The sequence below is a fragment of the Pseudomonas sp. Ma2-10 genome (assembly GCF_054330215.1).
In genome coordinates, this window is record NZ_JBTEYL010000002.1 from 156,781 (window position 1) to 170,384 (window position 13,604).

At 59.3% G+C, this 13,604-nt stretch carries 13 protein-coding genes; 5 read left to right on the forward strand and 8 right to left on the reverse strand.

Translation table 11 applies throughout. The annotated features are described in order from the left end of the window. Positions 1–95: 95 nt before the first annotated feature. From dbpA to yccS, 3 genes are all read left to right on the forward strand, one after another. Entirely contained in the window at positions 96–1,433 is a 1,338-nt protein-coding gene (gene dbpA, locus ACXPVS_RS03295) for an ATP-dependent RNA helicase DbpA (protein WP_458508939.1), read from the forward strand. A 57-nt stretch (positions 1,434–1,490) separates the two neighbouring features. Continuing rightward, positions 1,491–2,669 (forward strand): NAD(P)/FAD-dependent oxidoreductase, encoded by a 1,179-nt coding sequence (locus ACXPVS_RS03300; RefSeq protein WP_458508648.1) that lies wholly within the window; start codon positions 1,491–1,493, stop codon positions 2,667–2,669. Between the two features lie 106 nt (positions 2,670–2,775). Further along, positions 2,776–4,959, forward strand: a complete 2,184-nt coding sequence (gene yccS / locus ACXPVS_RS03305) for a YccS family putative transporter (protein WP_458508649.1) — start codon at positions 2,776–2,778, stop codon at positions 4,957–4,959. 14 nt (positions 4,960–4,973) lie between these two features. Here yccS and ACXPVS_RS03310 read toward each other — a convergent pair whose 3' ends face one another. After that, positions 4,974–5,711 carry a substrate-binding periplasmic protein gene (locus ACXPVS_RS03310; protein WP_458508650.1) on the reverse strand — a complete coding sequence of 246 codons (738 nt, stop codon included), beginning with the start codon at positions 5,709–5,711 and terminating at the stop codon, positions 4,974–4,976. 257 nt (positions 5,712–5,968) lie between these two features. Here ACXPVS_RS03310 and ACXPVS_RS03315 point away from each other — a divergent pair, with 257 nt between their 5' ends. After that, complete coding sequence (locus ACXPVS_RS03315; RefSeq protein WP_458508651.1) at positions 5,969–6,421, forward strand: GNAT family N-acetyltransferase; 453 nt, start codon at positions 5,969–5,971, stop codon at positions 6,419–6,421. A 43-nt stretch (positions 6,422–6,464) separates the two neighbouring features. Here the strand turns inward: ACXPVS_RS03315 and ACXPVS_RS03320 are convergent, their stop codons facing one another. The 3 genes from ACXPVS_RS03320 to ACXPVS_RS03330 are packed head-to-tail and all read right to left on the reverse strand — an operon-like array spanning position 6,465 to position 9,462. Beyond that, positions 6,465–6,761: a winged helix-turn-helix domain-containing protein gene (locus tag ACXPVS_RS03320; RefSeq protein ID WP_123369167.1), complete on the reverse strand. Its 297-nt coding sequence runs from the start codon at positions 6,759–6,761 to the stop codon at positions 6,465–6,467. A gap of 40 nt (positions 6,762–6,801) precedes the next feature. Then, positions 6,802–7,293, reverse strand: a complete 492-nt coding sequence (locus ACXPVS_RS03325; RefSeq protein ID WP_458508940.1) for a M48 metallopeptidase family protein — start codon at positions 7,291–7,293, stop codon at positions 6,802–6,804. A gap of 45 nt (positions 7,294–7,338) precedes the next feature. Next, the gene (locus ACXPVS_RS03330) at positions 7,339–9,462 is read right to left on the reverse strand and encodes a putative bifunctional diguanylate cyclase/phosphodiesterase (RefSeq protein ID WP_458508652.1); all 2,124 of its coding nucleotides are present in this window, start codon (positions 9,460–9,462) and stop codon (positions 7,339–7,341) included. 324 nt (positions 9,463–9,786) lie between these two features. On the opposite strand from ACXPVS_RS03330, the gene ACXPVS_RS03335 reads away from it, so the two are divergent. Continuing rightward, positions 9,787–10,455, forward strand: coding sequence for a polysaccharide lyase family 7 protein (locus ACXPVS_RS03335; RefSeq protein ID WP_458508653.1), 669 nt, complete (start codon positions 9,787–9,789; stop codon positions 10,453–10,455). Between the two features lie 137 nt (positions 10,456–10,592). Here the strand turns inward: ACXPVS_RS03335 and fba are convergent, their stop codons facing one another. From fba to ACXPVS_RS03355, 4 genes are all read right to left on the reverse strand, one after another. Further along, the gene (fba, locus tag ACXPVS_RS03340) at positions 10,593–11,657 is read right to left on the reverse strand and encodes a class II fructose-bisphosphate aldolase (RefSeq protein ID WP_046045276.1); all 1,065 of its coding nucleotides are present in this window, start codon (positions 11,655–11,657) and stop codon (positions 10,593–10,595) included. 126 nt (positions 11,658–11,783) lie between these two features. Further along, complete coding sequence (locus ACXPVS_RS03345; protein ID WP_458508654.1) at positions 11,784–12,116, reverse strand: MliC family protein; 333 nt, start codon at positions 12,114–12,116, stop codon at positions 11,784–11,786. Positions 12,117–12,172: 56 nt separating this feature from the next. Continuing rightward, positions 12,173–12,394: a hypothetical protein gene (locus tag ACXPVS_RS03350; protein ID WP_458508655.1), complete on the reverse strand. Its 222-nt coding sequence runs from the start codon at positions 12,392–12,394 to the stop codon at positions 12,173–12,175. Positions 12,395–12,428: 34 nt separating this feature from the next. Next, positions 12,429–13,592, reverse strand: a complete 1,164-nt coding sequence (locus ACXPVS_RS03355; protein ID WP_458508656.1) for a phosphoglycerate kinase — start codon at positions 13,590–13,592, stop codon at positions 12,429–12,431. Positions 13,593–13,604 lie beyond the last annotated feature (12 nt).

Here is a 13,604-nt window from a genome sequence, read left to right on the forward strand (position 1 = left end):
CCCCGGACTGGTACACTGCGCGACATTTTGTTTTGCAGGCCAGTCCCGTGACCACCATCGCCACCGCTTTTAATACTTTGCCGCTGTCCGCCGCCATGCTGGCTAACCTCGACTCCCTCGGTTATGCCCAGATGACGCCGATCCAGGCGCAAAGCTTGCCGGTGATCCTCAAGGGGATGGACTTGATCGCCCAGGCCAAGACCGGCAGCGGCAAGACCGCCGCCTTCGGTATCGGCTTGCTGAACCCGATCAATCCGCGCTTCTTCGGCTGCCAGGCGCTGGTCATTTGCCCGACACGCGAGTTGGCCGACCAAGTCGCCAAGGAAATCCGTCGTCTGGCCCGCGCCGAAGACAACATCAAGGTTCTGACCCTGTGCGGCGGCGTGTCCTTCGGCCCGCAGATCGGCTCTTTGGAGCATGGCGCGCACATCATCGTCGGCACCCCGGGTCGTATTCAGCAACACCTGCGCAAGGGTTCGCTGATTCTCCATGGCCTGAATACCCTGATCCTCGACGAAGCCGACCGCATGCTCGACATGGGCTTCTACGATTCCATCGAAGAAATCATCGCCCAGTGCCCGGAGCGTCGCCAGACCCTGCTGTTCTCCGCCACGTACCCGGTGGGCATCAAGCAGTTGGCGTCGAAATTCATGCGCACCCCTCAGATCGTGAAGGCTGAGGCGTTCCACGACGACACGCAGATCGAGCAGCGGTTCTACGAGATTTCCCCGGAAGAGCGCATGGACGCCGTGATCAAAGTCCTCGCGCATCATCGTCCGGCCTCCTGTGTAGCCTTCTGCTTCACCAAGCAGCAGGTTCAGGAAACCGTCGATCACCTGACCTCCAAAGGCATCTGCGCCGTAGGCCTGCACGGCGATCTGGAACAGCGTGATCGTGATCAGGTATTGGCCATGTTCGCCAACCGCAGCACCTCGGTGCTGGTTGCCACCGACGTCGCCGCTCGCGGCCTGGACATCGATGCGCTGGACATGGTGATCAACGTCGAACTGGCTCGTGACTCAGAAATCCACATCCACCGTGTTGGCCGTACGGGCCGCGCCGGTGAGAAAGGCATTGCGATCAGCCTGGTCGCACCGTCCGAAGCGCACCGCGCCCAAGCCATCGAGCTACTGCAGAAGTCGCCGTTGAGCTGGGATCAGTTGGACAACCTCAAATCCCAAGGCGGCGCACCGCTGCTGCCGGTGATGAGCACGCTGGTCATCGGCGCCGGCCGTAAAGACAAGGTGCGTCCGGGCGACATTCTTGGCGCATTGACCGGTGATGCCGGCATTCCGGGCGCTCAGGTTGGCAAGATCGCGATTTTCGACTTCCAGGCCTATGTCGCTGTGGAACGCGGGATCGCCAAGCAAGCCTTGCAGCGTCTGAACGACGGCAAGATCAAAGGCCGTTCGCTGCGCGTTCGCATCCTGTAAAACCGACACCGCTCCTACAGGGGGTGGGTCAGCGTTGAGATTTGTGAGGACACCGTTTTGCGCTCTACCGAAGTCGTGATCATTGGCGCTGGCGCCGCAGGTTTGATGTGTGCGCTGGCTGCCGCCGGGCGCGGGCGCAAGGTAATGTTGCTCGACCATGCCAACAAGGCCGGCAAGAAAATCCTGATGTCGGGTGGTGGACGCTGTAATTTCACCAACATGTACACCGAACCTGGCAACTTCCTCTCGCAGAACGAGCATTTCTGCAAATCCGCCCTGGCGCGCTACACCCAGTGGGATTTCATCGGCATGGTCGCCAAACACGGCGTGCCGTACCACGAGAAAAAACTCGGCCAGCTGTTCTGCGATAACAAATCCAGCGACATCCTCGACATGCTGCTCAACGAGTGCGATCAGGTCGGCGTCAGCCTGCACCTGGACACCTCGATCCAGCACATCGAGAAAATGGAAAACGGCTATCTGTTGCAAACCACCCTCGACCAGATCACCTGCGAATCCCTGGTGATCGCCACGGGCGGCTTGTCGATCCCGACGTTGGGTGCGACCGGTTTCGGTTATCAAGTGGCCAAACAGTTCGGCCACGACTTGCTGCCGACCCGCGCCGGGCTGGTGCCGTTCACCATCACCGATCAGCTCAAAGAGCTTTGCACCGAGCTGTCCGGTACGTCGGTGGATTGCCTGGTGAGCTGCAACGACCAGAGTTTCCGCGAGAATATCCTGTTCACTCACCGCGGCCTCAGTGGTCCGGCGATTTTGCAGGTTTCATCGTTCTGGGAATCCGGCGATGCGGTGGAGATCAACCTCATGCCGGACCACGACGTTCCGAGCTGGCTGCAACAGCAGCAAGTCGAACGTCCGAACAGCGAGCTGAAAACCCTGCTGGGGGAAATCTTCACCAAGAAGATGGCCAACCTGCTGGCAGACAACTGGTTCGCCTCCAAACCGATGAAGCAGTACACCCACGCAGAAATTGCCGACATCGCCGAAAAACTGGCGAGCTGGAAAGTGGTTCCGGCCGGCACTGAAGGTTATCGCACCGCTGAAGTGACATTGGGCGGCGTCGACACCCACGAGGTGTCGTCCAAGACCATGGAATCGCTGAAAAGCCCCGGCCTGTATTTCATCGGCGAAGTGCTCGACGTCACCGGGCATCTGGGCGGCTTCAACTTCCAGTGGGCCTGGGCCTCCGGCTACGCCGCCGCGCAATTCGTCTGATCACCAGGAAGGAACAGATTTTGCTGTCAGATGTGATCGGCGCCATTGCGTCGACGTCATTACTGGCTCAATTTAGCGTCATTGCCTCGGAAGGCCCTCGCACTTCATGTCATCGACCCCCTTTACTCAGTCTCTGCGTCGCCTCTGGGCGCTGGATAAATTCAGCTACAGCGTGCGGGTGTTCATCGCCCTGACCGGTAGCATGGCGTTGTGTTGGTACAAGGATGAAATGGGCCTGCTGATCCCGCTGTTCCTCGGGATCATTGCCAGCGCCCTGGCCGAGACCGACGACAGCTGGCAGGGCCGCCTTAACGCACTGGCGGTGACGCTGGTGTGTTTCAGCGTCGCCGCCCTCTCCGTCGAACTGCTCTTCCCCTACCCCGTTATTTTTATCATCGCGCTGGCCCTGGCCAGTTTCGGCCTGACCATGCTCGGCGCCTTGGGCGAACGCTACGGCGCGATTGCGTCGGCGACGTTGATTCTGTCGGTCTACACGATGATCGGCGTCGACCAGCGTGGCGGGGCGGTCACCGATTTCTGGCACGAGCCGGTGCTGCTGGTGACGGGTGCGGCCTGGTACGGTTTGCTCTCGGTGCTGTGGCAGGCGATGTTTTCCAATCAGCCGGTGCAGCAAAGCCTGGCGCGCTTGTTCCGTGAACTGGGTTTTTACCTGAAACTGAAATCGTCGCTGTTCGAGCCGATCCGGCAGATGGACGTGGAGGCGCGTCGACTGGAACTGGCGCAGCAAAACGGTCGTGTCGTAGCAGCACTGAACGCCGCCAAGGAAATCATCCTGCACCGGGTCGGCAACGGTCGACCGGGCTCGAAAGTCAGCCGTTACCTGAAGCTGTACTTCCTCGCTCAGGACATCCACGAGCGCGCCAGCTCCTCGCACTACCCTTATAACGCCCTCGCCGATGCCTTCTTTCACAGCGACGTGATGTTCCGCTGCCAGCGCCTGCTGCGCCAGCAAGGCAAGGCCTGCCGAGCGCTGGCCGAGTCGATTCAGATGCGTCAGCCGTTCATCTATGACGCCAGCTTCGCCGAAGCCCTGGGCGACCTGCACGCCGCCCTCGAACACCTGCGCATTCAAAGCAATCCGGCGTGGCGCGGATTGCTGCGTTCGTTGCGGGCACTGGCGGCCAACCTCGGCACACTCGATCGTTTGCTCAGCGACGCCAGCAACCCCGATGCCCTGGCGGACGCCACTGACAGCAGCCTGCTCGACCGTTCGCCCCGTAGCCTCAAAGATGTGTGGATTCGGTTACGCACGCAGCTGACACCGACGTCATTGCTGTTTCGTCACGCACTGCGCTTGCCCTTGGCCTTGAGTATCGGCTACGCGATGGTGCATTTGATCCACCCGTCTCAGGGTTACTGGATCATCCTCACCACGCTGTTTGTCTGCCAGCCAAACTACGGCGCCACTCGCCGCAAACTCGGCCAGCGGATCATCGGCACCGCCATCGGCCTGACCGTGGCCTGGGCGCTGTTCGATCTGTTTCCCAATCCCTTGGTCCAATCGTGCTTCGCAATCGCCGCCGGGGTGGTGTTCTTTATCAACCGCACCACCCGCTACACCTTGGCGACAGCCGCGATCACCTTGATGGTGCTCTTCTGCTTCAACCAGGTCGGGGATGGTTACGGGCTGTTCCTGCCGCGGTTGTTCGATACCTTGCTCGGCAGCCTGATCGCCGGGCTGGCGGTGTTCCTGTTTCTGCCGGATTGGCAGGGCCGACGCCTGAACAAAGTGCTGGCCAACACCCTGACGTGCAACAGCATTTACCTGCGCCAGATCATGCAGCAATACGCCGCCGGCAAACGCGATGACCTGGCGTATCGCCTGGCTCGACGCAATGCGCACAACGCTGACGCGGCACTGTCGACGACGCTCGCCAACATGCTGATGGAACCGGGGCACTTCCGTAAGGAGGCGGATGTCGGGTTCCGTTTCCTGGTGCTGTCGCACACCTTGCTCAGTTATTTGTCCGGACTGGGCGCACACCGGGAAACCCAGCTACCCCCCGACGTGCGCGAGCATTTGATCGACGGTGCCGGCGTGAGACTGGCCGCCAGCATCGATGAAATTGCCCAAGGCCTGGCGAGCAAACTGCCGATTTCGATTCAAAGCGATGAGGAAGAGGCACTGGCCAATACGCTTGAACAGATGCCGGACGAAATCGATGAAGGCCAACGGCTGGTGCAGACACAGTTGGCGTTGATCTGCCGCCAGCTTGGGCCATTGCGGACGCTGGCAGCGCACCTCATCAAGGAAACGAGCGAGGATTGAAACGGGCCCGGCGCTTACATTCCGTGCTGTTTCATCAACCGCTGATAACTGCCATCCACTTTCATCGCCGCGATCTCGCGGTCGAAACCGGCGACAATCTGTTCATGCCTGGGATTCTTCAGGCTGACCAGAATGTGCAGGCTGTTCTCGCTCAATGGCTTGGGCAAAAACTCCACGGCATTGCGCACCTTGGTGGATTCCCGGGCCAGGTAGTAACGCGCGACGTATTCGTCTTCCAGCGTCAATTTGACCCGGGCGGCGGCGACCATGCGCACAGCCATGGAAAAGCTGTGCACCGGGACTTTCTGCAACGACACGTCGTCATCGAACGCTGGCGAATAGGCGTAGCCGCGCACCACCGCTATCGGGTAGGCATGCAGTTGTTGCAGGTTGCTGTATTCGATCGGTGTGTCTTTGCGCTTGAGAAAACGCACCCGGTTGAGCAGGTATTCGCCGGAAAACCGGCCAAGTTTCGTACGATCGTCGGTGTACCAGGCGTTGACCAACACGTCGTATCGACCGTCGCCAACCCCCTGCAGGGCCCGCGCCCAAGGCACTTGTTCAAAGTCGCTGGCATAACCGGCCCGTGCCAGCGCGGTGCTGACGATGTCCGTGGCCAACCCACCGTTGACCAGCGTGGCGTCGGTAAAGGGTGGCCAGACATCGGCTACCAATCGCAGTTTTTGCGCTGCCGCGCCTTGGGTCAGCAACAGCAATCCAATCAAAGCAAAGGCTCGATGCAATCGTGGCATGCTAGAAAATCCTTAGCGGGCTGGACGCCCGACGTGTTTTCAGCCAAAAATCCAAGGCCCCCGTACTGGCAAACCCAGGCCCTAACATCAGCTCACCGAAGCCACTGCCCAGCGCTTCATCTCAGATTACACAAACAAGACAAAGCCGCACGAAATGAATGATGGCATTTTGGCCTTTGTCACAGATTTCTCTGCCTTAAAGACATCTTTCGTCTGGGCGCTTAGTATCGGAACGACGACGTTCAAGGAGTGTGAAGATGACAATCGATTGGGTCTGCAAACACCACAGCGATCTGGGCAAAGAGCAGCTGTACGCCATTCTGCAGCTACGTGCAGAGGTGTTTGTCGTTGAGCAGAAATGCGTCTATCAGGACGTCGATGGCCAGGACCTGGAAGGTGACACCTGCCATTTAATGGCTTGGGACGGGGATCGGCTGGTGGCGTACCTGCGATTGCTCGACCCGGAGTCACAGGGTGGCGACGTGGTCTTCGGGCGGGTGATCATTGCCCCTCAAGCGCGCGGTACAGGGCTTGGGCATGAATTGATGGCGCGGGCGTTGAAACAGGCTGAAAAACGCTGGCCTGAAGTATCAATCTATCTCTCGGCCCAAGCGCATTTACAGGGGTATTACGGGCGATACGGGTTTGTCGTGGCAGGCGAGGCATTTCTCGAGGATGACATTGCGCATATCGGGATGCGCCGTCCGTAACGATCAATCCCACGCTCTGCGTGGGATTGATCGGGGTGCTCATTCAGGGATATTCCAGCACCGCTTTGATCTGCCGAAGATTGCGCTCGATCCACCCCCGATCTATCGCCCCCCATTCGCGAATCCGATAGCGTCCGGCATGATTGCGCGCACCGTCTTCCTGCTCGAACTCGCAAACAATGTCCAGATCCGCCAATGCCGCGATGGTGTCCTGAGCCGTGCGCCGGGGCATGCCGGTCACTTCGGTCAGCGCCGGGACGCTGCTGGCCAACCCGCTATCAATCAGGTACGCCACGTACAACCGACGATAGAAGCTGCTCTTGGTCTTGCTTACGTCCATCCACCCACTCCTTGTTGCGCGTTCTTGATCTGTTGATCGACTACTGCATATCCCGCCACGTCAGGTACACCCGTACATCGAACTCCACCTGGTGATACCCCGGCAGCATGTGTTCGCAAAGCTTGTAGAACGCCTTGTTGTGATCTGACTCTTTGAAGTGCGCCAGCTCATGCACCACGATCATTTTCAGAAACTCGGCAGGGGCATCCTTGAACAATGAAGCAACACGAATTTCTTTCTTGGCCTTGAGCTTTCCGCCCTGCACCCGGGATATCGCGGTGTGCAATCCGAGGGCACGGTGGGTCAGGTCCAGGCGGTTGTCGAACAACACCTTATCGATGGCCGGGGCGTTACGCAGGTATTCCTGCTTGAGGTCCAGCGTATAGGTGTACAACGCTTTGTCGCTCTGCACCCGATGTTTTTCCGGATAACGCTGGCCCAGGTAGTCGCCCAGCCGACCGTCGGCGATCAGCTGGCGCACTTGGTCCTGCAGTGCTGCAGGATAGGCCTGGAGGTATTTCAACGCGGTCATTGGGGCGGCAACACGATTCACGAAAAGGTCGCCAGTGTAACGAATTCAGCTGGTCAGCGTGTTCCAGTCGAACGGCCGCACAAAGTCGCCGACGCCCTCGGCCATCATCGGACGAGCGACCAGAAACCCTTGCACGTACTCGCAACCATTGGCTTGCAGCCACTGATATTGCGCAACGGTTTCCACCCCTTCGGCAATTACCAGCATCCCGTACTGCTTGCACAGTTCGATCACATTGCGCACCAGCGCCGCATCGCGTGAGGACTCCGGAAGCCGGGCAATCAAATGCCGGTCGAACTTGAGCGTGTTCAATTCCAGATCGCGCAAATGAGACAGCGAACACAGCCCGGAACCAAAGTCATCCAGGGCCACTCGCACCCCCAGGTTACGCAGCAGGCGCAGCTGTTTGCGGGTTTCCTCGGGGTTTTGCATCAAGGCCTCTTCAGTGACCTCGACTTCCAGATGGCGCGCCTGCAAACCATGGCGCTCCAGTACCTGGCGCAACTCAGTGACCAGATTGGGCATGCCGAATTGCGTACTGCTCAAACTGACACCCAGCACCAGGTCGTCGGCAAACAAGGTTTCCCAGGCTTTTCGCTGGCTCGCCCCTTGTTGATAGATCCAGCTGCCCAGGCGACTGATCAATCGCGCCTCTTCCAGCAATGGCAAAAACAGCCCCGGAGGTACATCACCGACGCTCGGGTGCTGCCAGCGGATCAGCGCTTCGAACCCGCGAATCTGCCCGCTGCCAATGGCCACCTGAGGTTGATACACCAAACTGAAATCACGGTTCTCGATCGCCGCGCGCACACTGTCTTCGAGCATCAGCCGCGAGCGCGCCCGGCCGTTCATTTCGTGATCGTAGAAACGATATTGCTGACGGCCGGCGCGCTTGGCTTCGTACATCGCGATGTCGGATGCGCGCATCAAGCCGTCGAGATTGGAACCGCAATCCGGGTACGTCGCAATGCCGATGCTGACGCCCAACGCGATATCCAGACCATCGACCTGCTGACAGATCGACACCCGCTCAATCAGCTTCTCGGCAATCTTGGCCGCTTGCTCGGGGAATTCCAGATCCAGCAACGCGGTGAACTCATCACCGCCCATGCGCGCCAGAATGTCGAAGGGCCGCAAACAGGCCTTCAACTGCTCCGACACCCAGCGCAGCACCCGGTCGCCGGCATCGTGACCGAGGGAATCATTAACCCGTTTGAAGCCGTCGAGGTCCAGATACAGCAGTACCCAGGCGGTCTCGGAGCGGTCGCCACGCAACAGCAGGTTTTCCGCCGTCTGGTAAAAACCGCGACGATTGAGCAACCCGGTCAATGGATCAGTGACCGCTTGGAACTCCAGTTGCTGATGCAGATGGTGCACCACCGACATGTCCAGCACCGTCACCACCATCGCATGCTGTTCACTGGGCAACGGTGCGCAGGACAGCGCCACGGGCACCTGCTGGCCAGGCGCCGTACGCAGCAATGCATCGTGCAGGCGCAGGGTTTCACCGCGCTTGTAACCGGCGACCAGTTCGGAGTCGGCCCAGATCGGGATGTGCGGTTTTTGCAGGAAATCCAGGAACTCTTTACCTTGCAGGTCTTGCACCGTGGCATTGAGCAGCCGCGACATCGCCGGATTGGCAAAGCGGATCAAACTATCCTCACCCACCACCAGGATGCCTTCGGCGGCATTGTCGAGCACCGAGGCATTAAACGCGCGCGCGACCTCCAGATCGTGACTCAGGCGCTGCAACGCACGGCGATTGCGCTGATGCTCGAGCAGCGCCTGGACCTTGGGCTTGAGAATTTGCGGGTCGAACGGTTTGAACAGGTAATCCACCGCGCCGCTGGCGTAGCCCTTGAGCACGGCGTCCTGGGACTGTTCGTTGGCGGAAAGGAAAATGATCGGCGTGAGGCGGGTTCGCTGGCTTCCGCGCATCAGGCGCGCCACTTCAAAACCGTCCATGCCCGGCATCTGCACATCCAGCAGCACCAGGTCGACATCGTGTTTGAGTAACAGACTGAGTGCCTCGAAGCCCGAGGCGGCGGTCATGACCTGCCAGTCCTGGCGCTGCAACAACGCGCGCATGCTGATCAGGTTTTCAGGGTAATCATCGACGATTAAAAGAATTGAACTGCCTTCAGCTGGCGTGGGTTGAGCGCATTCCATGCTGCTTCTCTTATGCGGGGCGTCAGGCCGGTTTCTCGTGAAAACCGGACAAATACTGAGCCTTCACTCTAGACCGGGTTCCGCAAAAGCAGAAGCTATCAGTACGCCATCATTTAACCAAAGCGTCCATTTACCGACTAACGGTCGGCGGCGCAGCCCCCTAAAACCGGGAAAGATGGCATTTCGACAGGATGTTGGCGTCAACCATCTGCCAGACGGGCATTAACAAATACCCCTTCGGCGCTTATAAAGGCCGCCCTCCAAGGTGCGTGCTAGAGCTTCTGGCATGTGCGTGCAGTAAAAAATCCGTGGAAGCTTTTGTCTATGATCGATCTCGCAACCTGGAACCTCAGCGTTCCCGTCGGCAATCCGCCGTACACCGTTGATACATCAAAACTGGTGGATGGCTTCAAGGACCAATACTTCCACTCCGACACCGGCACCTTGTTTTTCTGGGCCCCGGTCACCGGATCGAAAACTGAAAACGCAAAGTATCCACGCACCGAACTTCGCGAAACCTACAGCAATGGCACCCTGAAAAACTGGCTCTACCCGGACGCCGACAATACCTTGCGCGCCACCCTGGCGGTGAATCAGGTACCGAGTTCGGGGAAGATCGTTATTGGTCAAATCCACGCCTATGAAAGCCACAAACCCATGGTGAAGCTCGAGTATCAGTACAAGACCAGCACTCAAACGGGCAACATCGTCGCCAAGGTTCGTATGCGCCCTGAAGACGGTGAAGGGCGGGTGATCACCATTGCGACCGGGGTGAAACTGGATCGAGAGTTTTCCTACCTCATCCACCTGAGCCCGGGCGGAGCGCTGGGCATCAGTGCGGCGGGCTACCAGTGGGACACCGCCATCAGCAAGACCTGGCGCGTCAAGCCGCTGTACTTCAAGGCCGGGGTATATGTGCAGGACCACACCGGCTACACCAGCGAAGGCGGGAAAGTGACGTTCAGCAAGCTGGATATTGATCACGATAAATAATCCCCCTCACCCCAGATCGGGACGCTCCCCAGAACAACTCGATTTCTGTAGCCGCTGCCGAGCCTGCGAGGCTGGCGCACCAATAAAAAAACCCGCATCGCTGCGGGTTTTTTAATACCGGTAAAAACGCTGAAGGCTTAGTTGACCTTAGCGTTCAACTCACCTTTCAGGTAACGCTGATACATCGCTTCCAACGAGATCGGCTTGATCTTCGAAGCATTGCCCGCCGTGCCAAACGCTTCATAACGTGCGATACACACATCACGCATGGCAGTAACAGTCGCGCCGAAGAATTTACGCGGATCAAACTCGCTCGGGTTGGTGGCCATCAGGCGACGCATCGCACCGGTGGACGCCAGACGCAGGTCGGTGTCGATGTTGACCTTGCGCACGCCGTGCTTGATGCCTTCGACGATTTCTTCAACCGGTACGCCGTAGGTTTCTTTGATGTCGCCGCCGTACTGGTTGATGATCGCCAGCCAGTCTTGCGGAACCGAAGACGAGCCGTGCATCACCAGGTGGGTGTTCGGGATGCGTTTGTGGATTTCTTTGATGCGGTCGATGGCCAGCACGTCGCCGGTAGGCGGCTTGGTGAACTTGTACGCGCCGTGACTGGTGCCGATGGCGATGGCCAGGGCGTCGACCTGAGTGCGCTTGACGAAGTCAGCGGCTTCTTCCGGGTCGGTCAGCATTTGGCTGTGATCCAGAACGCCTTCAGCGCCGATGCCGTCTTCTTCACCGGCCATGCCGGTTTCCAGCGAACCCAGGCAGCCCAGCTCGCCTTCTACCGATACGCCGCAGGCGTGAGCCAGGGCTACAGTTTGTTGGGTGACGCGGATGTTGTAGTCATAGTCGGTCGGGGTCTTGCCATCTTCGCCCAGGGAACCGTCCATCATCACCGAGCTGAAGCCCAGTTGGATGGAGCGCTGGCAGACGTCAGGGCTGGTGCCATGGTCCTGGTGCATGCACACCGGGATGTGCGGGAATTCTTCGATTGCTGCCAGGATCAGGTGACGCAGGAATGGTGCGCCGGCGTATTTGCGAGCACCGGCCGAGGCCTGGACAATCACCGGGGAGTCAGTCTTGTCAGCGGCTTCCATGATGGCGCGCATCTGCTCAAGGTTGTTTACGTTGAAGGCTGGAACGCCGTAGCCGAACTCGGCTGCGTGGTCCAGCATCTGGCGCATGCTGATAAGTGCCATTGTGTGTGTCTCTCCCGGTTGAGGGTCGTTAATCGTGCCAGCCTGCCGTAGCGGCGGCTATTCAAGTTATTGCAGATCGGGGGTTAGCCCTGTCTGCCAATTCGGTATTGCCTCAATCTTGCGGCGTTACTGCGCAGTGCAACCGCGGCCGATCAAATCATTGGTGGCGACCCAGTACACCAGGCCTTGCTCACCTTTTATGTGAAACGCCAGCACGTCGTTGCTGTACAGCGAACCTTCGGCGCCCGGCTCATGCTTCAAGCGGTAGACCTGATCGGCACCGCCCAGGCGAACGTCGACTTCCTTGCGGCTTTCTTCGGTGTAGCGCCAGAGCACTCTGGCCTGACTGTCGCAGGTCCAGGTGGTCCAGCTGTCCGTCGACTCGGCAGGCTTGAACAGGTTCAAATTAGCGCAACCTGCCAGTAGAGCGAGCGCCGCAACGGCGATAAAACCTTTCATCCATGTTCCTCGACTGACGACGCACGCCGCCAGCCCTGAGTAAAGTGTCAGACCCGTCAAGGGCAACCATGTTCCTTGGCCGGGGTCTGTGTCTCATATTTGTCCAGGCCATCAGGCCCTGAACGCTTGTTGATCACCGGGTTGGTTTCGGCCTGCCAGTCGGCCTGGTAGCAGCCTTTGTCCTGCTCAGGCGTCTCGGGCACCTTCGGAGCTTTCGGGTGACTCCCGCACGCAGCCAACGCCCCCGCGACAATCAACAACGCTAACGTTTTGACCATTTGAACACTCCTTTTTCTGGTCAAATGGGCGGCCTCAGGCCTTGGCCCGGCTTTCCAGGACTTCAACGGCCGGCAGCACCTTGCCTTCGACGAACTCGAGGAACGCGCCGCCACCGGTAGAAATGTAGGAGATCTGATCGGCAACGCCATATTTATCGATGGCGGCCAGGGTGTCGCCGCCGCCAGCGATGGAGAATGCCGAACTTTCTGCGATGGCCTGGGCCAGCACCTTGGTGCCGTTACCGAACTGATCGAATTCGAACACGCCCACCGGGCCGTTCCACAAGATAGTCTTGGACGACTTCAGCAACTCGGCGAAATTCGCCGCAGTCTGTGGGCCGATGTCCAGAATCATGTCGTCTGCGGCCACATCAGCGATCAGCTTCACGGTAGCGGTGGCGCTTTCAGCGAACGCCTTGGCAACCACCACGTCGACCGGCAACGGCACGCTGACCTTGGCGGCAATGGCGCGAGCCGTGTCCAGCAGGTCCGGCTCGTACAGGGACTTGCCGACCGGGTGACCGGCAGCGGCCAGGAAGGTGTTGGCAATGCCGCCGCCGACGATCAACTGGTTGCAGATCTGGCTCAAGCTGTTGAGGACCTCAAGTTTGGTCGAGACCTTGGAGCCGGCAACAATCGCCGCCATAGGCTGGGCCGGGGCGCCGAGGGCTTTGCCCAGCGCGTCCAGCTCGGCAGCCAGCAACGGGCCAGCGGCAGCAACGTTGGCAAATTTGGCCACGCCATGGGTCGAGCCCTCGGCGCGGTGAGCGGTGCCGAAGGCGTCCATCACGAACACGTCGCACAGCGCGGCGTATTGCTGGGCCAGTTCGTCAGCGTTCTTTTTCTCGCCCTTGTTAAAGCGCACGTTTTCGAACAGCACGATGTCGCCGGCCTTCACGTCAACGCCGTTCAGGTAATCGGCCACCAGCGGCACTTCGCGGCCCAGAGCCTTGCTCAGGTAGTCAGCGACTGGCTTGAGGCTGTTCTCGGCCGAGAACTCGCCTTCGGTCGGACGGCCAAGGTGCGAGCAGACCATCACGGCCGCGCCTTTTTCCAGGGCCAGCTTGATGGTCGGCAGCGAGGCCAGGATTCGCGCATCGCTGGTGACAACACCGTCCTTGACTGGGACGTTGAGGTCTTCGCGGATCAATACGCGCTTACCTTGCAGATCGAGGTCGGTCATCTTCAACACGGTCATGGGTCGCATTTC

Excerpts from the sequence above, each read along its gene's own strand:
- dbpA (WP_458508939.1), top strand. The coding sequence starts at position 96 with ATGCTGGCTAACCTCGACTCCCTCGGTTATGCCCAGATGACGCCGATC.
- yccS (WP_458508649.1), top strand. The coding sequence starts at position 2,776 with ATGTCATCGACCCCCTTTACTCAGTCTCTGCGTCGCCTCTGGGCGCTG.
- ACXPVS_RS03310 (WP_458508650.1), bottom strand. The coding sequence starts at position 5,711 with ATGCCACGATTGCATCGAGCCTTTGCTTTGATTGGATTGCTGTTGCTG.
- ACXPVS_RS03315 (WP_458508651.1), top strand. The coding sequence starts at position 5,969 with ATGACAATCGATTGGGTCTGCAAACACCACAGCGATCTGGGCAAAGAG.
- ACXPVS_RS03320 (WP_123369167.1), bottom strand. The coding sequence starts at position 6,761 with ATGGACGTAAGCAAGACCAAGAGCAGCTTCTATCGTCGGTTGTACGTG.
- ACXPVS_RS03325 (WP_458508940.1), bottom strand. The coding sequence starts at position 7,293 with ATGACCGCGTTGAAATACCTCCAGGCCTATCCTGCAGCACTGCAGGAC.
- ACXPVS_RS03330 (WP_458508652.1), bottom strand. The coding sequence starts at position 9,462 with ATGGAATGCGCTCAACCCACGCCAGCTGAAGGCAGTTCAATTCTTTTA.
- ACXPVS_RS03335 (WP_458508653.1), top strand. The coding sequence starts at position 9,787 with ATGATCGATCTCGCAACCTGGAACCTCAGCGTTCCCGTCGGCAATCCG.
- fba (WP_046045276.1), bottom strand. The coding sequence starts at position 11,657 with ATGGCACTTATCAGCATGCGCCAGATGCTGGACCACGCAGCCGAGTTC.
- ACXPVS_RS03345 (WP_458508654.1), bottom strand. The coding sequence starts at position 12,116 with ATGAAAGGTTTTATCGCCGTTGCGGCGCTCGCTCTACTGGCAGGTTGC.
- ACXPVS_RS03350 (WP_458508655.1), bottom strand. The coding sequence starts at position 12,394 with ATGGTCAAAACGTTAGCGTTGTTGATTGTCGCGGGGGCGTTGGCTGCG.
- ACXPVS_RS03355 (WP_458508656.1), bottom strand. The coding sequence starts at position 13,592 with ATGACCGTGTTGAAGATGACCGACCTCGATCTGCAAGGTAAGCGCGTA.